This is a genomic window from Streptomyces sp. NPDC002868 (genome assembly GCF_055563295.1).
This window is the reverse complement of sequence record NZ_JBVHDR010000011.1, coordinates 220,661-242,330: the sequence shown is the minus strand read 5'-3', so window position 1 is coordinate 242,330 and position 21,670 is coordinate 220,661. Positions and strand designations below refer to the sequence as shown.

Here is a 21,670-nt window from a genome sequence, read left to right as displayed (position 1 = left end):
CCCCGCCGCGGCCGCATCCTCCGACGTCGGGTTACGCCCAGGCTCCACCGCGGCAACCGCTGCCCGGCCGATGGGACCGGATCGTCCTCGGGCGGGCCGCCGCCGTGCCGGAGCCGAAGCCGCCGCCCGCGGATCCGTACCGCCCGGACACCGTCTTCGACGGGTGGTCCACGCGCTACATCACGGTCCGGCTCGCCTCCGTACGGGGTGACGAGCACCGGTGCAGCGGACGCCCGCGGCAGGACGACATCACGGTCGCCTGGCACGAGAGCACGGAGGCGGTCGTCTTCGCGGTGGCGGACGGAGTGTCCGCCGCCCCGCAGTCGCACATCGGCGCCGCTCTCGCCTGCCGTACCGCCGTCAACGACCTGCTCGGCCAGCTCGAAGAGGAACGGGCGGAGCTCGACTGGACGCGCGTGGTGCAGGCCGCCGCCTATCAGCTGCTGATGCGCGTGGCCCGGGTCGGAGAGCCCTCCGAGGAGCATCGCAAGGAGGCCATGGCCCAGCTGGCGACCACCCTGGTGGCAGGCAGGGTCCTCCCACTGCCCGACGGGACTCTCCGGGTCGACCTGGTCCACGTCGGGGACACGGCGGCCTGGCAGCTGGTCGAGGGGCTCTACTACCCCTTGCTTGGCGTGGAGAGCGACGACGAGATTTCGTCTTCCGCGGTGCTGGCGCTGCCGCGGCTGCCGCCGGCGCTCCGTCCGAGGTCGTACCAACTGCCCGCGGACGGGGTGCTCCTGGTGGGCACCGACGGATTCGGCGTGCCGCTCGGCGACGGCACGGGCATGGTCGGCGAACTGATGGCCACCGGGCTGTCGCATCCGCCGCGGGAGCCCCGCACGCTCGCCCATCTGCTGGACTTCTCCCGGGAGACGTTCGACGACGACCGCACCCTGCTGGCGGTCTGGCCGCGTCATCGCCTCGCGGAAGGGACGCCATGAGCGCCCCCGGCGCGGCACGGGTCCAGCTGGCGGCCCTCGTCAGGGGGGCGCAGCTGGGCAAGGGCGGCCAGGGCACCGTCTGGGCAGTTCAGAAGCGGCTGATCAACGGTGAATGGCCGGTCGTGTACAAGGAGTACGACGGCAAGAGCAGGAGCGAGCTGAGGGCAGACGTACTGGAGCGGATGGTCGCCTTTCTGCCGCGCCAGGCGGACGGGACGGCACGCTGGCTGGGTGAGCACACGGCGTGGCCGGCCGCGTTGGTGAACCAGGGGAACGACGTTCACGGTTTCCTGATGAGGCAGATCCCGGAGGAGTACTTCCGGGTGCTGACGACCTCGCCGGAGAAGAGGACTTCGGGCTTCGAGTTTCTGCTGAACAAAGACGCCTACTTGCGGAACGTCGTCGGGATCTCGTTCACGCCGCGGCAGCGCTTCCAGCTGCTGCTGGATCTGGCGGAGAAGCTGGACCGGCTGCACGGGCTCGGCGTGGTCGTGGGAGACCTGTCGCCGAAGAACCTGCTGTTCTCGTTGCAGGGCTCGCCCAGCTGCTTCCTGATCGACTGCGACGCGATGGTCCTGAGTGGCCAGTGGGCGCTCAAGCCGGTGCAGACCCCGGGTTGGAGCCTGCCCGGGGCCGAGGAGCCGACGACCCGGGCAGGCGATGTCTACAAGTTCGGTCTGCTCGCCGCCCGGCTGTTCATCGGAGATCAGGTCGGATCGGACGTGGACATCCTGCGGTCGGCCGACCGTGCGGTGGCGCAGCTGGCGGAGCGCAGTCTGGCCGATCAGCCCGCGCAGCGGCCCGCGCTCGCCGACTGGCTCGGTCCGCTGCGCAGCGCTGTCGTCACGGCGCCCGCCAGGTTGTCGCCGCCGGCCGCTCGGCCCACCGCGCCCACGCCCACGGTGGTGAACAGCCCGGCGCCCTCGCCCACGGTGGTGAACAGCCCGGCATGGACGCCTCCGCGCAGGCGGACCGTACCGACCCCGACCCCGAGCCGGACGCCGACCCCGGCCCGGACCGTACCGCCCCCGGCCCGGACGCTGACCAGGACTCCGGCCCCCGCGCCGCGCGGATTGAGCGGCGGCTGGATCTTCTTCCTCCTGCTGCTGATCGCCGCAGGGATCGGTGTCGGTGCCCTGCTGGCGAACGGAGCGCCCTGGGACGACGGCGCCGGCGGATCGTCGTCCGAGGCCCCGGACACGCGTGAGGGACAGGCGAAGAAACTGGAGAGCCTGCTGTGGGAGAACGACGGCACTCGGGGCAGCGTCTCGAAGTCCGTCGAGAGCGTGATGGGCTGTCCGGGTGACAGTGAACTACAGGAGGCGAAAGGGGTGTTCGACGAGGCGGCCGCGAACCGCGACCGGTTGGTCGACGCCGTGGAAGGAGTAGGTCTCGACCAACTGCCCGACGGGCTGACCGCGGATCTGCTGGCCGGCTGGACGAGTTCGGCAGACGCGGACAGGGCCTACTCCAGGCTGGCCACCGACATGGCCGACGGATGCACCACGAGCCGGGTGACGTCCTCCGACGCCTGGGCGGACGCGGACCGCGCCAACGTACAAGCGACGCGCGCGAAAAAGGACTTCGTCGAGGCGTGGAACCCGCTGGCCGAGGAATACGGCCTGCGGACCCTGTCCTGGGACGAGGTGTGACCGTGCCGGGCTCAGGGCGGCCCTTCGCCGCACTCCCGCTTCAGCGCGTCCGGGTTCTCGACGACCAGCCGGTTGCGCCCCGTCGTCACCCAGCCGTTCCCGCGCCACTGCTCGAGGATGCGGCTGACCGTACGGCGGGAGCCGAGCACAAGCCCGGCGAAGTCGTCCTGGGAGAGCGGCAGGGCGATCAGCAGAGCGCCGGAGTCGCTGCGTCTGCCGTATCTCTCGCCGAGATCCAGCAGGAGTGCGGCGAGGCGGGCCTGGATCGCCTCGCCCCCGGTCGAGGTGCGCTGGCTGTCGGCGTCCCGCAACCGCGCGGAGAGCACCTGCTGCATCGCCGCGGCAATGGCCGAGTGGTCACGCGCCGCGCCCCTGAAGGCGCTCGCCGGGATGATCAGCGCTTCCACAGTGGTCAGGGCGGTGAGGGTGGCGGAGCGCGGTCCGCCGTCCAACCCGGCCTGTTCGCCGAGCAGATCACCCGCGTTACGTATGGCGAGTACGGCTTGATAGCCGTCGGCGGAGAGCGCGGTGACCTTCACGCATCCCCGCCTGACGACGAGCAGATGGTCGGTGAGCTCGTTCTCCTGAAGGAGGTGGTCCTTGGCCGCGAACGTTTCGAGATGACCGATGCGGCGCAGGGCGAGCCGGGCGGCGTCGTCGAGCAAGCTCCAGAACGGAACCCGGTTCGACCGGTACCGGTCCGTGTGCCGCGCGGTCATGGACGCTCCTCGAGGTATCAGCCGAACGCGCCGACCACGGCGATCAGGACACCGCCCGCCATCGCGCAGCCGAGCGACTGCCGGACCCTGCGGTGCTTGGTCCACAGGATTTCGCTCATGGTCACCAGCTGACGGGTCAGGGCCGGGAGGGGGTCGTGCCGGCCGAGCTGTTCGGCGAGCTGCTCGGGAGTCCAGTGACGCAGATCTCCGTAGAAGATGAACTGACCCTGCGCGGGCGCCGACCGGCCCTGGTGGCCATGGCGCGGGAGCACGACGAGGACGGCGAGCGCGGCGGAGAGCCCCAGCAGGAGAACGCCGAGCCACAGTCCGATTTCCGCTGCGAGCCCGGACAGTGCGCTCAGCCTGCGGCCGGACCCCGACAGGGCGGCCACACCTGCCAGCGCGGCCGACTCCATGGCGAGGGCGAAGGACGCCTTGGCGTCGACGCCGCGGGTCCATTCGCCGAGCGTGGTGTGGATCTGCCACGCGGTCCTGACCGCTTCCTCCCGCGACACCGGTTCCCCCTGTGGCACGCGGTTTCCTCCGCATCCTTAACTGTGGTCGTGGTCCATCGCACCATAGCCATGGATACCCGCGCCGGTCATGAACTCCCGCTGCGGCACCGCACTTTGATCAGAAGTGATCAAAGTGATCAGCGGGGGCGTGCCTCGGTCGGGCCAGGCTCGGGCAGTTTGCGCAGGCGCCGGTCCAGCGCCATCGAAAGTTCCGCGTCCACCACGCTCTTCGCCAGCGGCCGCAGTCTGTCAACCTGGTCCTGAGAGGTGTGGGCGCGCAGCATCTCGACGAAGAGTTCCGCCAGTTCGTCCGCGTGGGCGCGGACCCGTTGGCCCGCTTCCAGGACCGTCGCCAGTGGGATGCCCGCGCGGACCAGGGCGGATGAGACGTCCAGCAGGCGGCGGCTGATGTGGACGATCTCGTCGCCGTCCGTCGCCAGGTAGCCGAGGTCCAGCGCGGCCGCCAGGTTCTCCGCGGTGACCTCGCCCTCGAAGTAGTCGGCGAGTTCCTGGGGGGTGAGGCGGACCGGCTCCTCCTCGGTGGGGGCGCCGAGGCCCAGGACGTCACCGACGTCGCGGCCGCTCTCGAAGGCGGTGGCGAGATCGGCGATGCCGTTGAGGGTGTGGCCGCGTTCCAGCAGGGCGGCGATCGTACGGAGCCGGGCCAGGTGGTGCTCGTCGTACCAGGCGATACGGCCCTCGCGGCGGGGCGGCGGGATCAGCCCGCGCTCGCGGTAGAAGCGCAAGGTGCGCACCGTGATGCCGGCCTCCTTGGCCAGCTCCTCCATGCGGTACTCGCGTCCGTCTGCCACAGGGGAAGCCTATGTTGTACCACCGGTAACTTGTCGGGTCCTGCCCCTACCGCTCGGTAAGACACTGCTCTACTCTCCCCATCATGCCAGTGATTGCTGGCATGGTCTGGCAGGGTTATGACGTTCCAGCGGGAGGCGGCGGCATGGGCCAGCAGCACGAGCACGTACGGGTGGCGGTGATCGGATCCGGATTCGGCGGCCTGGGGGCCGCGGTCCGGCTGCGCCGCGAGGGGATCACCGACTTCGTCGTCCTGGAACGGGCGGACTCGGTCGGCGGAACCTGGCGGGACAACAGCTATCCGGGGTGCGCATGCGACGTGCCCTCGCACCTCTACTCGTTCTCCTTCGCGCCCAACCCCGACTGGCCGCGCACCTTCTCCGGGCAGGAACACATCCGCGCGTATCTGGAGCATGTCGCGGACACTTTCCGGCTCCGTTCCCACATCCGCTTCAACCATGAAGTGCTGATGATGCGCTGGGACAGCGACGAGCTGCGCTGGGAGATCGAGACCTCGCGGGGCACGCTCACCGCCGATGTCGTCGTCTCGGCGACCGGTCCGCTGTCCGACCCGAAGATGCCGGAGATCGACGGTCTGGCCGGCTTCCCCGGGAAGGTCTTCCACTCCTCCCGCTGGGACCACGACTACGACCTGCGCGGCAAGCGCGTCGCGATGATCGGGACCGGCGCTTCGGCGATCCAGATCGTGCCCTCGATCCAGCCGGAGGTCGGGAAGCTGACGCTCTTCCAGCGGACCCCGCCGTGGGTGATGCCGCGGATGGACCGGGCGATCAGCGGGGCCGAGCGCTGGCTGCACCGGCAGCTGCCGTTCACCGGTTCGGCGCGGCGCGGACTGCTCTGGGGAATCAGGGAGTTGCAGGTCAGCGCGTTCACCAAGCGGCCGAAGGAACTGGGGCTCGTCGAGTCGCTCGCCAAGGCCAATATGGCCAAGGCCATCAAGGATCCGGCCCTGCGGGCCAAGTTGACGCCCTCGTACCGCATCGGCTGCAAGCGGATCCTGCTGTCGAGCGAGTACTACCCGGCGCTGGTGAAGCCCAATGTGGATGTGGTGGCTTCGGGGCTGGTGGAGGTGCGCGGGTCGACGGTCGTCGCTGCCGACGGTACGGAAGCCGAGGTCGACGCGATCATCTTCGGCACCGGCTTCCATGTGACCGACCTGCCCATCGCCGAGCGAGTGGTCGGAGCCGACGGGATCACGCTCGCGGAGGCGTGGAAGGACGGGATGGAGTCGCTGCGCGGCGCCACCGCGGCCGGCTTCCCCAACTGGATGTCGGTCATCGGCCCCAACACGGGCCTCGGGAACTCCTCGATGATCCTGATGATCGAGTCGCAGCTGAACTACATGGCCGACTACATGCGGCAGTTGAATGTGCTTGGCGGGCGTGCGGCGCTGGCCGTCCGGCCGTCCGCGGTGGGCGCGTGGAACCGGCGGGTGCAGGAGCGGATGGAGCGGACGGTGTGGAAGTCCGGCGGCTGCAACAGCTGGTACCTGGACGCGAATGGGCGCAACACCACGCTGTGGCCGGGGACGACGGGTGAGTTCCGGAAAGCGACGCGTGAGGTGGATCTCGCGGAGTACGAGGTCGTACGGATGCGTGCGAAGTCCGCACCCGCTGTCGAGGCGACCGCGGAGGCCGTGCGATGAGCCAGACGAATCAGACGAGCCAGCCCGGTCGGACGAGCCAGCCCGGTCGGACGAGCCAGCCCGGTCGGACGAGCCAGCCCGGTCGGACGAGCCAGCCCGGTCGGACGAGCCGGACTCTGACCGCCGTCTCCGCCGACGGGTCGACGATCCATGTCGAGGTGTACGGCCCGGACGGCGCGCCCGCCGTCGTCCTCGCCCACGGCTGGACCTGTTCCACGCTCTTCTGGGCCGCCCAGATACGGGAGTTGGCGGGCGACCACCGGGTCGTCGTCTACGACCAGCGCGGCCACGGCCGTACCCCGTTCGCCGCGGTCGGTACGGACCTCCTCGCCGACGACCTGGAAGCGGTGCTCGGTGCCGTACTGGCTCCCGGCGAGAAGGCCCTGCTCGCCGGGCACTCCATGGGCGGGATGACCCTGATGGCCGCGTCCGGGCGGGCTGCCTTCGCGGAGCACGCGGCCGCGGTGCTGCTGTGCAGTACGGGCAGTTCGCGACTGGTCGAGGAGTCGCTGGTGCTGCCGATGCGCGCCGGGCGGCTGCGGACCCGGATCACTCGGATGGTTCTCGGGGCGCGGGCTCCGCTCGGACCGGTGACGCCGGTCTCCAAGCGGATCCTCAAGTACGCGACGATGGGCCCCGGTTCGGCACCGGAACGGGTGACGGAGTGCGCCCGTATCGTGCACGCCTGCCCGCGGCCGTCCCGGGTGGCCTGGGCGCATGTGCTCGCGAAGCTCGATCTCGTCACGGGCGTACGGGAGTTGCGGGTGCCCTCGATCGTGGTGGCGGGCACGGCGGACCGGCTCACCCCGATGGTGCACGCGCGGCGGTTGGCCGCAGAGCTTCCCGACTGCCGTGAGCTGGTGGAGCTTGCCGGGATGGGCCATATGACGCCGGTGGAGGCTCCGGAGGTCGTCACCGCGAAGATCCGCGAGCTGGTGGCTACGTTTGTCAACGCGGATGCGACGGCGAACGCGAACGCGAAGGCGAGCGCGAACGCGAAGGCGAAGGAGGAGGCCGCATGAGCAGGACGAGCCTGGAGGGGCAGGTCGCGGTCGTCACCGGCGCGGCGCGGGGCGTGGGCGAGCTGCTCGCCCGCAAGCTCTCGGCGCGCGGCGCGAAGGTGGCGCTGGTGGGCCTCGAGCCGGACGAGCTGAAGCAGGTCTCGGGCAGGCTGCACACCGAGAGCGACTGGTGGCATGCGGATGTGACCGACCACGAGGCGATGGCGCAGGTCGCGCAGGAGGTCAAGGAGCGCTTCGGCAAGGTCGACATCGTCGTCGCGAACGCGGGCGTGGCGTCGGGCGGTCCCTTCGTGGACTCGGATCCGGCCGCGTGGCGGCGGGTGATCGAGGTGAATCTCATCGGGAGCGCGGTCACGGGCCGGGCGTTCCTGCCGGTGCTGACCGAGAGCCGGGGGTACTTCCTGCAGATCGCGTCACTGGCCGCGATCACGCCGGCACCGATGATGACGGCGTACTGCGCGTCCAAGTCGGGCGTGGAGGCCTTCGCCCACAGCCTGCGGGCGGAGGTCGGGTACAAGGGCGTGCGAGTGGGTGTCGGCTATCTGTCCTGGACGGATACGGACATGGTGCGCGGGGCCGACCAGGACGAGGTGATGCGGGAGCTGCGGCAGCGGCTGCCCTGGCCGTCGAACCGTACGTATCCGCTGGGCCCGGCGGTGGACCGGATCGTGGCCGGGATCGAGCGACGGTCCGCGCATGTGTACGCGCAGTGGTGGCTGCGCGGGATGCAGTCGGTGCGGGGCGGTCTGCCGGGGCTCATCGGGGTGGTCGGCCAGCGGGAGATGCGGCGTTTCGAGCCGCGGCTGCGGGGGGTCGGAAAGGGGCTCGTGGGGGCGGGCGGGGCGGCGGACGAGGCGGCGCGGAACGCGAGTACGCAGCGTCAGTGATCGAAATGCGAGGCATGTCCAAGAGTGTCACGCTGGTGTAGAGGCACAGGGGGCGTGCTGACTCCCGCCCTCCTCACACCCTTCTAGGAGTGAACGTTCATGGGCATCGCAGACCAGTTCAAGGACAAGGCCGACGCGCTCGAGGAGCGGGCGCAGAAGGCCGAGGGGGGCGCGAAGAAGAAAGCGGCGAAGCGGTCTCCTAAGCCGGAGGAAGGGCCCCGGGAGCGGACCACCGAACAGGCCATGCAGGACGCCGAGGACAAGTTCAAGCAGGACTACGACATCTGAATCCACGCAGCGAAGGGGCGCACCCGTGCCGACGGGCTGCGCCCCTCTTGCGTGCGGGGGTGCCCCGGGTGCGAGGTGCCCCGGGTGCGAGGGGCCCTCACGCCCTCCGCGGCGGCAGCTTCGGACGCCGGAGATCCGGCGCCTGGGAGTAGTCCGGGGGCTCCGCCGCCGGGTGGGTCTTCAGGAGGTCCAGGGCCAGTTGGATCGCGTCGTCCAGCTGGACGTGACGGCCCTCCGCCCAGTCCAGGGGGGTGCGCAGCGCGTCCAGGTCCGGGTCCACGCCGTGGTTTTCGATGGACCAGCCGTACGCGTCGAACCATGCCGCGTTCATCGGGACGGTGATCACCGTGCCGTCGCCCAGGCGGTGGCGGCCCGTCATGCCCACCACGCCGCCCCAGGTGCGGCTGCCCACCACCGGGCCCAGGTCCAGCAGTTTGAAGGCCGCGGTGATCATGTCGCCGTCCGACGACGTCGCCTCGTCGGCGAGGGCGACAATGGGGCCGCGCGGGGCGTTCGACGCGTACGAGACCGGCTGGGCGTTGCGCGTCAGGTCCCAGCCGAGGATCTTCCGCGTCAGCTTCTCCACGACCAGTTCGCTGATGTGGCCGCCCGCATTGCCGCGTACGTCCACGAGCAGTGCAGGCCTGGACACTTCGAGCCGCAGATCGCGGTTGAACTGCGCCCAGCCCGACCCACCCATGTCCGGGATGTGCAGATACCCGCACTTGTCGCCGCTCAACTCCCGTACCACCTCGCGGCGTTTGGCCACCCAGTCCTGGTACCGCAGCGGCCGCTCGTCCACCAGCGGGACGATCGCCACCCGCCGGGCGTGCCCCTCGCCCTCCGCAGGCTGGAAGGTCAGCTCGACCGTCGTGCCGCCCGCCGCCGAGAGCATCGGGTAGGGGCCCGCCACCGGGTCCACGGGGCGGCCGTCGACATGAGTGAGGATCGCGCCCTCGCGGATGCCCGTGCCGGCCAGCGGCGAACGTGCCTTGGAGTCGGACGATTCGCCCGGCAGGATCCGTTGGATCAGCCAATTCCCGTCCCGGCAGACCAGGTTCGCGCCCAGCAGGCCCATCGCCCGCTGGTAGTGCGGCGGTCCTTCGTTGCGCCGCGCGGGCGTGACGAACGCATGGGACGTGCCCAGCTCGCCCAGCACTTCACGCAGCAGATCCGCGAACTCGTCCGGCGACGCGACCCGTTCGACCAGCGGTCGGTACTGGTCGAGTACCGCGTCCCAGCCGATGCCGCACATCCCAGGCTCCCAGAAGTACGCGCGGATGATGCGGCCCGCCTCCCCGTACGCCTGTCGCCATTCGGACGGCGGGTCCACCTCGTGCTGGATCCGGCGCAGGTCCATATAGACCGTCGAGTCGCTGTCCCCGGACTCGGTGGCCGGGACCGCGCGCAGCTCCCCGTCGTCCACGACCACCAGCCGGCTGCCGTCGCCGCTGACCGCGAACCAGTCGAGATGGCCGACCAGTTCGGTCTTGCGGGCCTTCGTGATGTCGAAGTGCTCCAGCGTGGGGCGGCCCGAGGTGTCCGCCGGGTTGGCGAACGTCTCACCGAGAGCCCCGGAGATCGGCCAGCGCAGCCAGACCAGCCCGCCGCCGCTGACCGGATGGAGCGCCGAGTACTTGGAGGCGGTGACGGGGAAGGGGGTGACCCGGTCCGCCAGCCCCTCGACCTCGACCATGACCGTGCCGTCGCCCTCCTCGGATTCGTCCAGCGGGTCGAGCCCGCCCGCCGCGGGCCGCCCGTCCGGCAGTAGCGCGAAGGGCGAAGGCGTCGCGGACGACAGCGGTACGAGATAGGGGCGGCAGCCCAGCGGGAAGGACAGGTCCCCGGTGTGCACGTCGTACACCGGGTCGAAGCCCCGCCAGGACAGGAAGGCGAGATAGCGGCCGTCGCGCGTGAAGACCGGATTCTCGTCCTCGAAGCGGCCGTTGGTGACGTCGACGATCGTACGGTCCTTGATGCGGGCCATCTTGATCTGCCGCAGCGAGCGGCCGATGCCGGGCTGCGACCAGGTGAGCCAGGCGCCGTCCGGCGAGAAGGCCAGGTCGCGGACCGGCCCGTTGATGGAGCGGATCAGCTCCGTGACCTCCCCGCCCCCTGAACCTTCGGCCCGGGGGGTGCCCTCTGTCTCCTCCTCCTCGGTCACGTCGAGCAGCAGCAGCCGGCCGTCGTTCGACGCGATCGCGAGCCGCTCCCCGTCCGGGTCCGACACCATTTCGTGGACACGTCCCAGCTCCCCCGAGGCCAGTCGGCGCGGCTCCCGTTCGCCGCTCGCCCGTGGCAGATACGCGATCTCGACGGCGTCCTCGCCGTCCGCGCTCGTGACATAGGCGACCTGGACGCCGCTGCCGAGCATCTCCGGCAGCCGGACCCGTACGCCCGGGGTGTCAGCGATCGTGCGCGCCGGACCGTCGCGGTGTGTGAGCCAGTACAGGCTGCCGCGTACGTTCACGGCGCTGGCCCGCCCGGTCGTGTCGACCGAGATCGCGTCCACGTGGCTGGAGGCGGGCACCTGGTAGGCGCGGCGTCCGGCGCGCGGGCCCCCGAGCCGTACCTCCAGCTTGCGCGGCACCGCGTCCGGCGCCGTCAGATCGTCGACGATCCACACCTCACCCGCGCACTGGTACACAACCCTGCGACCGTCGCTCGAGGCGTGCCGGGCATAGAAGGCGTCATGGTCGGTGTGGCGCCGGAGATCGGTCCCGTCGGGCCGGCAGGAGTAGAGATTGCCGACGCCCTCGTGGTCGGAGAGGAACGCGATACGCCCCGAGACGAACATCGGGCAGTCCAGGTGGCCGTTCAGATCCGCGAGCAGCCGCTCCCCGTGCAGCCAGAGCCTGCCCGTCGCTCCGCCCCGGTACCGCTTCCACGCGGCCGGTTCGTGCGGCGGCTTGCCGGTGAGGAGCAGCGAGCGGTGCTCTCCCTCGATGTCCGCGACCTGGATGTCCGACGTCGGGCCCCAGGGGAGCCGTCGGCCGGGGGAACCGTCGGTGGCCACCTTGTAGGCCCAAGAGAAGTACGAGAAGGGCTGGCCGTGCGAGGAGACGGCAAGGATGTTGCCGTCCGGGTCCCAGCCGCAGACCCGGGTGTCGGTGGAGCCCCAGTAGGTCAGCCGCCTTGCCGGCCCGCCGGCCACCGGCGCCAGATGTATCTCCGGGTCGAGGCTGCGCCAGGTCGTGTAGGCGATGTGCGCGCCGTCGGGGGAGAAGCGCGGATGGCTGATTCTGGTCCGGTCGACGGTGACCCGCCAGGCGCGGCCCGGCCTGTGCCCGGCGGGCACCAGGGGCGCGATCCAGAGATCGTCCTCGGCGGCGAAGCACAGCAAGTCCTCGTGCAGGTGCGGGAAACGGAGATACGCGACGTCGTCACTCACCCCCCAATGCTTTCGGTGTCAGGGGGGTGCGGCAACTTGTGACGCAGAACACGACCGAAACGATTTCGTTTCGCAGAGGCTCCGGGCTATCTTCGTACTGTACGAAACCGTTTCGTTCAGGTTGGAGGTCGACCATGGCAGGCAGCAGAATCACGCCCGAGCGCGAGGCGGAACTGTACGAAGCCGTGCTCGACCTGCTCCGTGAGACGGGCTACGACGGCCTCACCATGGACGCCATCGCGACCCGTACCCGTTCCAGCAAGGCCACCCTCTACCGCCAGTGGCGGAGCAAGCCGGAGCTGGTTGCCCGCGCGCTGCGCCACAACAAGCCGGTGAGCATCGCGGAGATCGACACCGGCTCCCTGCGCGGTGACTTCCTCGCGATGGTCGACCGCATGGACGACTGCCAGATGGAGAAGGACTCCGCGCTGATGCGGGGTCTGGCCCATGCCATCCACGACAACCCCGACCTCCACAAGGCGCTGCGGGACCTGCTGATCGACCCGGAGATGACCGGGCTCGACGCACTGCTGCACCGCGCCGTGGACCGGGGCGAACTCCCCGCGGACGCGCCCGCGCTGAGCTACGTCCCGCACATGCTGGTCGGCGCTTTCATCGCTCGTCCGCTGATCGAGGACCGGTCGGTCGACCGGGCCTTCCTCGCCGCCTACATCGATGCCGTGGTTCTCCCCGCACTCGGCATCTGATCTCCCCGCAGCACCCCTCCCCGCACCACCCAGCACAGCACCTGACGCGCGCCGCTCTCGTCGTCGGGCCGGCTCCCCATGCCCTGTTCACCTCACACTCGGGAGTACGCCCTCGTGGCCACGTTCCTCTACAAACTCGGGCGGTCCGCCTTTCGGCGCCGCCGCCTCGTCGCCCTGCTGTGGGTGGCGCTGCTGGCGCTCGCCGGCGTCGGCGCGGCCAACGCGTCCACCGCCACCTCGTCGTCCTTCTCGGTCCCGGGCACGGAGGCGCAGAAGGCCTTCGACCTGCTGGAAGAGCGCTTCCCCGGGGGCAGCGCGGACGGCGCGACCGCCCGGGTCGTCTTCAAGACGCCCGACGGCAGGATGACCGACGCGGCCAACAAGGCCGAGGTGAACAAGGCCGTCGCCGCGCTGAAGGCCGGCTCCGACCAGATCGCCTCCGTCGCCGACCCGTACACCGGCAAGGCCGTCTCCAAGGACGGCTCCACCGCGTACGTATCGGTCTCGTACAAGGTCAGCTCGATGGAGCTGACCGACGAGACACGTGAGGCGCTGGAGAAGACCGGTACCGAGGCGCGCGACGCCGGGCTGACCGTGGAGATCGGCGGCGACGCGCTGCAGACCGTCCCGGAGACCGGGGTCGGCGAGATCATCGGCGTGGGCATCGCCGCGGTCGTCCTGGTCATCACCTTCGGCTCATTGGTCGCCGCCGGGCTTCCGCTGCTCACCGCGATCATCGGCGTGGGCATCGGGATCTCCACGATCACCGCGCTCGCGAACGTACTCGACCTCGGCTCCACCACCTCCACGCTGGCGACGATGATCGGCCTCGCGGTCGGCATCGACTACGCGCTCTTCATCGTCTCCCGCTACCGCGCCGAACTTGCCGATGGCCGTGAACGCGAGGAGGCGGCGGGCCGGGCCGTCGGCACCGCGGGCTCCGCAGTCGTCTTCGCGGGCCTGACCGTGGTCATCGCGCTCGTCGGCCTCGCCGTGGTCAACATTCCGATGCTCACCAAGATGGGCTTCGCCGCGGCCGGCACGGTCGTGATCGCGGTACTCATCGCGCTCACCCTGATTCCCGCGCTGCTCGGCTTCGCGGGCAACCGGGTGCTCGGCCGCAAGGTCCGCAAGGGCAAGCCGGTCGGCGAGAAGCCGAACATGGGCACCCGCTGGGCACGCTTCATACTGCGCCGCCCGGTCACCGTGCTGCTCGCCGGTGTGGTGGGCCTCGGCGCCATCGCGATACCGGCCGCCTCGCTGGAGATGGGTCTGCCCGACGACGGCTCGCAGCCGGTCAGCACCACTCAGCGCAAGGCGTACGACCTGCTGTCCGACGGCTTCGGCCCCGGCTTCAACGGCCCGCTGCTGGTGGTCGTCGACGGCGACAAGGCCGCGGCCGACCGTACCGTCAAGGAGATCAAGGGCCTCGACGGTGTCGCGGCCGTCACCCCGCCGGCGCTCAACAAGGCCGGCGACACCGCGATGGTGACGGTCGTACCGAAGGACCGGCCGTCCTCGGTCGAGACCGAGGAACTCGTCCACTCCATCCGGGACGGCAGCGGCGGCGATGTGCTGGTCACCGGCGCGACGGCGATGAACATCGACTTCTCGCAGAAGATGAACGACGCGCTGCTGCCCTATCTCGCGCTCGTCGTCGGACTCGCCTTCCTGCTGCTGATGGTGGTCTTCCGCTCGGTGCTGGTACCGCTCAAGGCGGCCCTCGGCTTCCTGCTCTCCGTCGTCGCGGCACTCGGCGCGGTCGTCGCCGTCTTCCAGTGGGGCTGGCTCGGCTCGCTGTTCGGCGTGGAGCAGACCGGCCCGATCATGTCGATGATGCCGATCTTCATGGTGGGCGTCGTCTTCGGTCTCGCAATGGACTACGAGGTCTTCCTGGTCACGCGGATGCGTGAGGCGTACGTCCACGGGGAGCGGCCCGGCGAGGCGATCGTCACCGGCTTCAAGCACGGGGCACGCGTGGTCACCGCTGCCGCGGTGATCATGATGGCGGTCTTCTCCGGCTTCATCGGCTCCAGCGAGCAGATGGTCAAGATGATCGGCTTCGGCCTCGCGATCGCGGTCTTCTTCGACGCGTTCGTGGTCCGGATGGCGATCGTGCCGGCGGTGCTGGCGCTGCTGGGCCACAAGGCGTGGTGGCTGCCGCGCTGGCTGGACCGGGCGCTGCCCAATGTGGACGTGGAGGGCGAGAAGCTGCACAAGGAGCTCGCCGACCGTCCCGAGGGCGCCGACCCCGAAGACCCGGACGAGGAGCGGCAGTTGGTACGCGTCTGACGCACACGCGTCTGACGCACAAGGCCCCCGGGGGTGCGACCAAGGGGCGCGGCGTAGCCGCTCCAGTGGAGCCGGTGCTTGCACCGGGGGAGCGCGCGTCCCCGGTAGCGCGACGGCACCGTGGGGACGGGGGCCGTCGCGGAACACAGTGGCCGTGCTCGTCACCCATGGGTGACGGGTGCGGCCACCGCGTATGTGTGGCGCAGGAAGCGGATCAGCGACTTGGAGTCGAACTGCACCACCGCTACGCCATCCGGGGTATGGAACTCCACAACCGCCTGGACCCGGCCGCAGGGCCAGATCTCGACATCGCCCCGGCGGGCGGGCGCGCGCAGCCCCGTCTCCAGCAGTTCACGGGGGAAGGTCCACTCGCGGCCGCTGGGGAAAGCGAAGCGCACCGAATCCGGGCTGTCGCCGGGGTCGTAGCGGAGGGCGACGCGGACGGACCGGTGCTGCGGAGCGTCGGTGACGATCCGGGCCAATGCGTAATCTTCGACGACTGTGGACATCGCCCGCTCCTCACACTCGCCTACCTTGTCCTCTAATGTCCCACATTTCGGGGCGGAGGCTCGAACGTTATTCGTGACAGACACGCTCTTGCGAACTGTTTGCAATAAGGCACTATCATTGAACAGTTATTCATCTGTCCGAAGCGGAGCCCGACATGCATGTCCCCGACGGATTCATCAACGCCCCGGTATCGGTGGCCGCCGGAGTCGCAGCCGCCGGTGCCGTCGCCGTCAGCCTGCGCGGCGCCCGCCGTGAGCTGGGTGCATCCCCGGTCGCGCTCGCCGGCGCCGAGCGGACCGCGCCGCTGGCCGGGCTGGTCGCGGCGTTCATCTTCGCCGTACAGATGCTGAACTTTCCTGTGGCGGCCGGCACCAGCGGACATCTGCTGGGCGGCGCGCTCGCCGCGATCCTCGTCGGCCCTTACACCGGCGTGCTCTGCATAGCCGTCGTCCTCCTGATGCAGGGCATCCTGTTCGCGGACGGCGGCCTCACCGCGCTCGGCGTGAACATCACCGTCATGGGCGTGGTCACGGTCGTCGTCGCGTATGTGCTCTTCCGCGGCCTGGTCAAGGTGCTGCCGCGGACCCGCCGCTCGATCACCGTCGCGTCCTTCGTCGCCGCGCTCGCATCCGTACCGGCCGCGGCCGGCGCCTTCACCCTGATCTACGCCATCGGCGGGACGACGAACGTGCCCGTCGGCAAGGTCCTCACCGCGATGGTCGGCGTCCATGTCCTGATCGGCATCGGCGAGGCCGTGATCACCATGCTGACCGTCGGCGCCGTCATCGCTGTCCGGCCCGACCTGGTCTACGGCGCGCGGGGTCTGTCCACCCCGCTCAAGCTGCGCGTCGGCGGCGAACTGGTCGACGCCGAGCCCGCCGCCGTGCCCGCACCCGTGCCGGTCGCCGCCCGCTCGCCGAAGAAGGTCTGGGCCACCGGCCTGGTCACCGCCCTCGCGCTCGCGGGCTTCGTCTCCTTCTACGCCTCCGCCAGCCCCGACGGCCTGGAGAAGGTCGCCACCGACCAGGGCATCGACAAGAACGTCGAGGAGCATGCCGCCGCCGGCTCCCCGCTCGCCGACTACGGCGTCAAGGACGTTTCCAACGCCCGGATCTCCGGCGGTCTCGCGGGGGTCATCGGCGTCGGCGCAACGGTAGTGGTGGGCAGCGGGGTCTTCTACGCGGTGCGCCGCCGCCGTACGGACGAGCCCGCATCCGCCCCCGTACGCGAGACCGTCTGACATGGGGGCCGGCCACACCCACAAGCTCTTCCGGCACGGGCACTCGCCCGTCCACGCCCTGCCTCCGCACTGCAAGCTCGTGGCCGTCTTCTGCTTCGTGCTCGTCGTGGTCTCCACACCGCGCGAGGCCGTGTGGGCTTTCGGCCTGTACGCGGCGCTGCTCGCCGCGGTCGCGGCCGTCGCCCGCATCCCCGCCGGATTCCTGCTGCGCCGTCTGCTGATCGAGATCCCGTTCGTGGCCTTCGCGCTGCTGATGCCGTTCGTGGTGCCGGGCGAGCAGGTCTCCGTACTGGGCATCTCGCTGAGCGTCCCCGGCCTGTGGGGCGCGTGGAACATCCTCGCCAAGGGGACGCTCGGCGTCGCCGCGTCCGTGATCCTGGCCTCGACGACCGAGCTGCGTTCGCTGCTGCTCGGACTGCAGCGGCTCAAACTGCCGCCGATGCTGGTCCAGATCGCGTCCTTCATGATCCGTTACGGCGATGTCATCACCGACGAGATGCGCCGGATGTCGATCGCGCGCAGGTCGCGCGGCTTCGAGGCGCGCGGAGTGCGCCACTGGGGCGTCCTCGCCAAGTCCGCGGGCGCGCTCTTCATCCGCTCCTACGAGCGCGGCGAGCGCGTCCATCTGGCGATGGTGAGCAGGGGGTACGCGGGGACCATGCCGGTCATCGACCAGGTGACCGCCTCCCGGGCCCAGTGGTCGTACGCCGTGGCCCTCCCGCTGACCGCGCTCGCCGTCTGTCTGCTGGGATGGACCCTATGACTGCGTCTCCTGCGTCTCTTGAAGTGCGGGGCCTCGCCTACGCCTACCCCGACGGCCATCAGGCGCTCTTCGGCGTCGATCTGACGGTCGGGCGCGGGGAGCGGGTCGCCCTGCTCGGGCCCAACGGCGCGGGCAAGACCACGCTCGTCCTGCACCTCAACGGCATCCTGGCGGGCGGTGTCGGCTCGGTGTCGGTCGCGGGCCTGCCGGTCGCCAAGGCGAATCTCGCCGAGATCCGCCGCCGGGTCGGCATCGTCTTCCAGGACCCGGACGACCAGCTGTTCATGCCGACGGTCCGGGAGGACGTGGCCTTCGGCCCGGCGTCGTCGGGCCTGCGCGGCGCGGAGCTGGAGGCGCGGGTCGCATCGGCCCTGACCCAGGTGGGCATGGCGGAGTACGCGGACCGGCCGCCGCACCATCTCTCCTTCGGCCAGCGCCGCCGGGTCGCGGTCGCCACGGTTCTCGCAATGGAGCCGGAGATCCTCGTACTCGACGAGCCCTCGTCCAACCTCGATCCGGCGTCGCGGCGCGAACTGGCCGACATCCTGCGGTCGTTGGACGTCACCGTGCTGATGGTCACGCACGACCTGCCGTACGCGCTGGAGCTGTGCCCGAGGGCGGTGGTGCTCAGCGAGGGCGTGATCGCGGCGGACGGGCTTACGCGGGAGCTGCTGGGAGACGAGGACCTGATGCGGGCGCACCGCCTGGAGCTGCCGTTCGGCTTCAACCCCTGGGCAACGGTCTGACCGGGGCTCCGCCCCGAACCCCGCGCCTCAATCGCCGGCGGAAACCAAGCCCGTTGGGGGTCCCCCCCGGACGAAGTCTGGGGGAGATTGAGGACACTCCCCCTACGCCCGGAGGGCGTGGGGGGACCCCCAGAAGGGCGTACGGGGGTCCGGGGCGGAGCCCCGGTTTCGGGAAGGGGCGGGTAGGGGAACAACCCACCCCCCGCGGCCTCGCCGCGCGCCGCACCCGCACCATGGAGGCATGAGAACCGCAGTCCAGGGCACCGTGGCCGCCGGCTTCGAGCCGGTCCGGCACGCCTTCGTACGCAACTTCCAGCAGCGCGGCGAGCGCGGCGCTGCCGTCGCCGTCTACCAGGACGGGCGAAAGGTCGTCGACCTGTGGGCCGGCAGCCGGGACGTGGACGGGCACGAGCCGTGGGCCGTGGACACCGCGCAGGTCGTCCGTTCCGCGACCAAGGGCCTCGCCGCGGCCGTCGTGCTGCTGCTCCACCAGCGCGGCCAGATCGACCTGGACGCCCCGGTCGGCACGTACTGGCCGGAGTTCAAGGCGGCCGGCAAGGAGCGGGTCGTCGTACGCCAGCTGCTCTCGCACCGCGCCGGGCTGCCGGTCCTCGACCGCCCGCTCACCCCGGCCGAGGCGGCCGACGGCGTGACCGGCCCCGCGAGGATCGCCGCGCAGCGCCCCGTCTGGGAGCCCGGCACCGACCACGGATACCACGCGCAGACGTACAGCTGGCTGCTCGGCGAACTGGTCCGCCGCGTCACCGGCCGCACCATCGGCCGCTGGGTCGCCGAGGAGATCGCCCGCCCGCTCGGCCTCGACTTCTGGATCGGGCTGCCCGATGACGAGGCGGGCCGGGTGGGCCGCATCGGTCCGGTCGATGAGCCCGCCGCGGCCGACGGCGGCGGCCTCAAGCTGCGCCCCAAGCCCGCCGTCTCCGAGGCCTACCGCAACCCCGAGTCCCTCACCCGCCGCGCCTTCGGGGCGATCGACCCGGCCGCGGACGAGAACGACCCGGCGTTCCGCGCCGCCGAACTCCCCGCGTCCAACGGCATCTCCACAGCCCGTGCGCTGGCCCGCTTCTACGCGTCGACGATCGGCGAGGTCGACGGCGGCCCCCGGCTCTTCGCCCCGGCCACCCTCACGCTCGCCCGCACGGAGGAATCGGCGGGCCCCGACCGCGTCCTGGTCGTCCCCACCCGCTTCGGCCTCGGCTACATGCTGCACGGCCCCGCATCCCCGCTGCTCGGCCCCGGCTCCTTCGGCCACCCTGGCCGCGGCGGCTCGCTCGGCTTCGCCGACCCCGAGTCGGGCATCGCGCTCGGCTACGCAACCAACGGCATGCGCAAGGGAGTTACGGCGGATCCGCGGGCCCAGGCGCTGATCAGGGCGGTACGTTCAGCGATATGAGCGGCCAGATGAGCAGCCAGACGGGACGTTTCGAGGGGCACGGCGTACTGATCACGGGCGCGGCGCGCGGCATCGGCGAGGCGACCGCGCGCAGGCTCGCCTCCGAAGGAGCCCGGGTCCTCGTCACCGACGTGGACGCCGAGCGCGCCGCGAAGACGGCCGGGGACATCCCGGGGGCCGCGTCCTTCGGCTGCGACGTCGCCGACCGTACGGCGGTCGAAGCGGCCGTCGCGTACGCCGTCGAGCGCTTCGGCACCCTGGACGTGCTGGTCAACAACGCCTTCTCGTGCAGCCTCGACACCCCGATGTTCGAGGACCAGCCGGACGACACCTGGCGCCGGGACCTGGACATCAGCCTGACCGGTGCATTCCGGTGCGCCCGCGCCGCGCTGCCCTACCTCGCCGCGTCGGGCCGCGGCGCGATCGTCAACATCGGCTCCGTCAACGGCGAGCAGGACTTCGGCAACCACGCCTACAGCGCGGCCAAGGCCGGCCTGGCCTCCCTGACCCGCACCCTGGCGGGCGACGCGGCAGCCCGCGGCGTCCGCGTCAACCAGGTCAACCCGGGCACGGTCCGCACGCCCTCCTGGTCCGGGCGCGAGGCACAGCTCGACGCGGTGAGCCGCCTCTATCCGCTGGGCCGGGTCGGCGAGCCGGAGGACATCGCGGCTGCGGTGGCGTTCCTGGCCTCGCGCGACGCGGCCTGGATCACGGGCACGACGCTGCGCGTCGACGGCGGACTGCTCGCGGTGAACACGCCATTCGGCCAGGCTCTGGCAGGGGAGTGACCCGCAGTCACTGCGCCGGTCCGGCGGCCACGCAGAACTCATTGCCCTCCGGGTCGGCCATCACGATGTGATGGCCGTCGAACTCCTCCAGGACGCTCCCCCCGGCCTTCACCAGCCGCTCGGACTCGGCCCGTATCCTCGCCCACCGCTCCTCGGGGCTGCCGTGACCAGGCACCCGGATGTCCATATGGAGCCGGTTCTTCGCGGTCTTCGGCTCGGGCACCTTGAGAATGCACAGCCGGGGCCCGACGCCGTCGGGATCGCAGAGCCACGCACCGTCGTCCTCGTCCTCGTCGTCGTCCAGGTCGAACTGCGCGAGCCACTCCTCGCGGGTCTTGAACGGAGCGGGCGGCGGCTCGTCGATGTACCCCAGCGCCAGCTTCCAGAACTCCGCGAGCAGCTGCGCGTCCGTACTGTCGAGCGTCAAATCGATTCTGGCTGCCATGACTGGACCGTACTGCCCGCCTATGACAATCGAGGCTCTGCACGGCGCTGCCCGGCCGCCAGCACGAACGTGACGGAGATCAGCAGCGCCCACGCCCCGAACTTCGCCACGGACACCGGCTGCCAGCCGGTGAGCTGGTCCGGATAGCTCCAGGCGCCCGCATACGTGGCGATGTTCTCCGCGACCCAGAGGAAGAAGCCGATGAGGACGAACGACAGGGCGAGCGGCATCCGGTATTCCTGCGCCCCGACGCGGAAGCGCACCCAGGTCCCGGCGGTCGCGCACAGCAGCGCGGCGGCCAGCGCCCAGCGGAGGTCGGGCAGCCAGTGGTGGCTGAAGAAGTTCAGATAGACCGCACCGGCGAGCGCAGCCATGATCCGTGGCCGGTAGTCGTCCAGGCGCAGCTCGAACAGATGCCAGGCGCGGCAGACGTAACTGCCCACCGCCGCATACAGAAAACCGCCGTACAGCGGCACACCGGCGACCTTCGTCAGCGCCTCCTCCGGATAACTCCAGGACCCCATCCGCACCTTGACCAGCTCGAAGAGCAGCCCGATGAGATGGCATCCGACGATCACCGCGGTGTCGCGCGCGCTGTCCCAACCGAGCTTCCTGGCCAGCGCCGCGAGCAGGATTCCGTACAGCAGCACCAGGTCGTAGCGCGCGATCGGCAGCTCGGGCAGCAGGCCGGAGACCGCGATGCCGCCGACGAGCGCGAAGGCGAAGGCGCAGCAGCGGGCCTGAAGCCAGCCGAAGCGGAGCAGCTGACGTGTCCAGTGCGTGATCGTCCCCATGGCGGGAAGGACGCCCGGAGCACGTCCCGCGGTTCGATCGGCGGTTCGACCGGCGGTCCGGGTGGGTCAGCTCGCGCGCA

20 protein-coding genes are annotated in these 21,670 nt (G+C 70.7%); 13 read left to right on the top strand and 7 right to left on the bottom strand.

Annotation, left to right across the window (positions count from 1 at the left end):
* Nucleotides 1–104: 104 nt before the first annotated feature.
* Nucleotides 105–944, top strand: coding sequence for a protein phosphatase 2C domain-containing protein (locus ACZ3H8_RS29635; RefSeq protein WP_467407113.1), 840 nt, complete (start codon nt 105–107; stop codon nt 942–944).
* A complete protein-coding gene (locus ACZ3H8_RS29630; protein ID WP_467407111.1) occupies nt 941–2,596 on the top strand; it encodes a serine/threonine-protein kinase in 1,656 nt (551 codons plus the stop codon). The genes ACZ3H8_RS29635 and ACZ3H8_RS29630 overlap by 4 nt, the downstream gene beginning before the upstream one ends.
* A gap of 11 nt (nt 2,597–2,607) precedes the next feature.
* Here ACZ3H8_RS29630 and ACZ3H8_RS29625 read toward each other — a convergent pair whose 3' ends face one another.
* The 3 genes from ACZ3H8_RS29625 to ACZ3H8_RS29615 form a co-directional block, all read right to left on the bottom strand.
* A complete protein-coding gene (locus tag ACZ3H8_RS29625) occupies nt 2,608–3,315 on the bottom strand; it encodes a Crp/Fnr family transcriptional regulator (protein WP_467407110.1) in 708 nt (235 codons plus the stop codon).
* Between the two features lie 17 nt (nt 3,316–3,332).
* Nucleotides 3,333–3,848 carry a Pycsar system effector family protein gene (locus ACZ3H8_RS29620; RefSeq protein ID WP_467407107.1) on the bottom strand — a complete coding sequence of 172 codons (516 nt, stop codon included), beginning with the start codon at nt 3,846–3,848 and terminating at the stop codon, nt 3,333–3,335.
* Nucleotides 3,849–3,967: 119 nt separating this feature from the next.
* Nucleotides 3,968–4,642: a MerR family transcriptional regulator gene (locus tag ACZ3H8_RS29615; protein ID WP_467407106.1), complete on the bottom strand. Its 675-nt coding sequence runs from the start codon at nt 4,640–4,642 to the stop codon at nt 3,968–3,970.
* A 143-nt stretch (nt 4,643–4,785) separates the two neighbouring features.
* Between ACZ3H8_RS29615 and ACZ3H8_RS29610 the strand changes: the two genes are divergently transcribed.
* The 4 genes from ACZ3H8_RS29610 (at nt 4,786) to ACZ3H8_RS29595 (ending at nt 8,503) form a co-directional block, all read left to right on the top strand.
* The gene (locus ACZ3H8_RS29610) at nt 4,786–6,306 is read left to right on the top strand and encodes a flavin-containing monooxygenase (RefSeq protein ID WP_467407308.1); all 1,521 of its coding nucleotides are present in this window, start codon (nt 4,786–4,788) and stop codon (nt 6,304–6,306) included.
* Between the two features lie 158 nt (nt 6,307–6,464).
* Nucleotides 6,465–7,328 (top strand): alpha/beta fold hydrolase, encoded by an 864-nt coding sequence (locus tag ACZ3H8_RS29605; protein ID WP_467407105.1) that lies wholly within the window; start codon nt 6,465–6,467, stop codon nt 7,326–7,328.
* Nucleotides 7,325–8,215: an SDR family oxidoreductase gene (locus ACZ3H8_RS29600; RefSeq protein ID WP_467407102.1), complete on the top strand. Its 891-nt coding sequence runs from the start codon at nt 7,325–7,327 to the stop codon at nt 8,213–8,215. Before ACZ3H8_RS29605 ends, ACZ3H8_RS29600 begins: the two co-directional genes overlap by 4 nt.
* A 99-nt stretch (nt 8,216–8,314) precedes the next feature.
* Nucleotides 8,315–8,503: a hypothetical protein gene (locus ACZ3H8_RS29595; RefSeq protein WP_467407101.1), complete on the top strand. Its 189-nt coding sequence runs from the start codon at nt 8,315–8,317 to the stop codon at nt 8,501–8,503.
* A gap of 97 nt (nt 8,504–8,600) precedes the next feature.
* On the opposite strand, the gene ACZ3H8_RS29590 is transcribed toward ACZ3H8_RS29595, so the two are convergent.
* Entirely contained in the window at nt 8,601–11,894 is a 3,294-nt protein-coding gene (locus ACZ3H8_RS29590; RefSeq protein WP_467407098.1) for a S41 family peptidase, read from the bottom strand.
* A gap of 134 nt (nt 11,895–12,028) precedes the next feature.
* Between ACZ3H8_RS29590 and ACZ3H8_RS29585 the strand changes: the two genes are divergently transcribed.
* Complete coding sequence (locus ACZ3H8_RS29585) at nt 12,029–12,601, top strand: TetR/AcrR family transcriptional regulator (protein ID WP_467407096.1); 573 nt, start codon at nt 12,029–12,031, stop codon at nt 12,599–12,601.
* Between the two features lie 114 nt (nt 12,602–12,715).
* Nucleotides 12,716–14,893 carry an MMPL family transporter gene (locus ACZ3H8_RS29580; RefSeq protein ID WP_467407094.1) on the top strand — a complete coding sequence of 726 codons (2,178 nt, stop codon included), beginning with the start codon at nt 12,716–12,718 and terminating at the stop codon, nt 14,891–14,893.
* A 161-nt stretch (nt 14,894–15,054) separates the two neighbouring features.
* Here ACZ3H8_RS29580 and ACZ3H8_RS29575 read toward each other — a convergent pair whose 3' ends face one another.
* On the bottom strand, nt 15,055–15,402 hold the full coding sequence (locus tag ACZ3H8_RS29575) for an SsgA family sporulation/cell division regulator (protein WP_356229144.1): 348 nt from the start codon (nt 15,400–15,402) through the stop codon (nt 15,055–15,057).
* A gap of 155 nt (nt 15,403–15,557) precedes the next feature.
* On the opposite strand from ACZ3H8_RS29575, the gene ACZ3H8_RS29570 reads away from it, so the two are divergent.
* From ACZ3H8_RS29570 to ACZ3H8_RS29550, 5 genes are all read left to right on the top strand, one after another.
* A complete protein-coding gene (locus tag ACZ3H8_RS29570) occupies nt 15,558–16,643 on the top strand; it encodes an energy-coupling factor ABC transporter permease (protein ID WP_467407091.1) in 1,086 nt (361 codons plus the stop codon).
* A gap of 1 nt (nt 16,644) precedes the next feature.
* Nucleotides 16,645–17,406: a cobalt ECF transporter T component CbiQ gene (gene cbiQ / locus ACZ3H8_RS29565; RefSeq protein ID WP_307662911.1), complete on the top strand. Its 762-nt coding sequence runs from the start codon at nt 16,645–16,647 to the stop codon at nt 17,404–17,406.
* Complete coding sequence (locus ACZ3H8_RS29560) at nt 17,394–18,152, top strand: energy-coupling factor ABC transporter ATP-binding protein (RefSeq protein ID WP_467407088.1); 759 nt, start codon at nt 17,394–17,396, stop codon at nt 18,150–18,152. The genes cbiQ and ACZ3H8_RS29560 overlap by 13 nt, the downstream gene beginning before the upstream one ends.
* Before the next feature lie 241 nt (nt 18,153–18,393).
* Nucleotides 18,394–19,563: a serine hydrolase domain-containing protein gene (locus tag ACZ3H8_RS29555; protein WP_467407087.1), complete on the top strand. Its 1,170-nt coding sequence runs from the start codon at nt 18,394–18,396 to the stop codon at nt 19,561–19,563.
* A complete protein-coding gene (locus tag ACZ3H8_RS29550; protein WP_467407085.1) occupies nt 19,560–20,351 on the top strand; it encodes an SDR family NAD(P)-dependent oxidoreductase in 792 nt (263 codons plus the stop codon). Before ACZ3H8_RS29555 ends, ACZ3H8_RS29550 begins: the two co-directional genes overlap by 4 nt.
* A gap of 7 nt (nt 20,352–20,358) precedes the next feature.
* On the opposite strand, the gene ACZ3H8_RS29545 is transcribed toward ACZ3H8_RS29550, so the two are convergent.
* Together ACZ3H8_RS29545 and ACZ3H8_RS29540 are read right to left on the bottom strand one after the other, a co-directional pair.
* The gene (locus tag ACZ3H8_RS29545) at nt 20,359–20,796 is read right to left on the bottom strand and encodes a VOC family protein (RefSeq protein WP_467407082.1); all 438 of its coding nucleotides are present in this window, start codon (nt 20,794–20,796) and stop codon (nt 20,359–20,361) included.
* 20 nt (nt 20,797–20,816) lie between these two features.
* A complete protein-coding gene (locus ACZ3H8_RS29540) occupies nt 20,817–21,590 on the bottom strand; it encodes a DUF817 domain-containing protein (protein ID WP_467407080.1) in 774 nt (257 codons plus the stop codon).
* Nucleotides 21,591–21,670 lie beyond the last annotated feature (80 nt).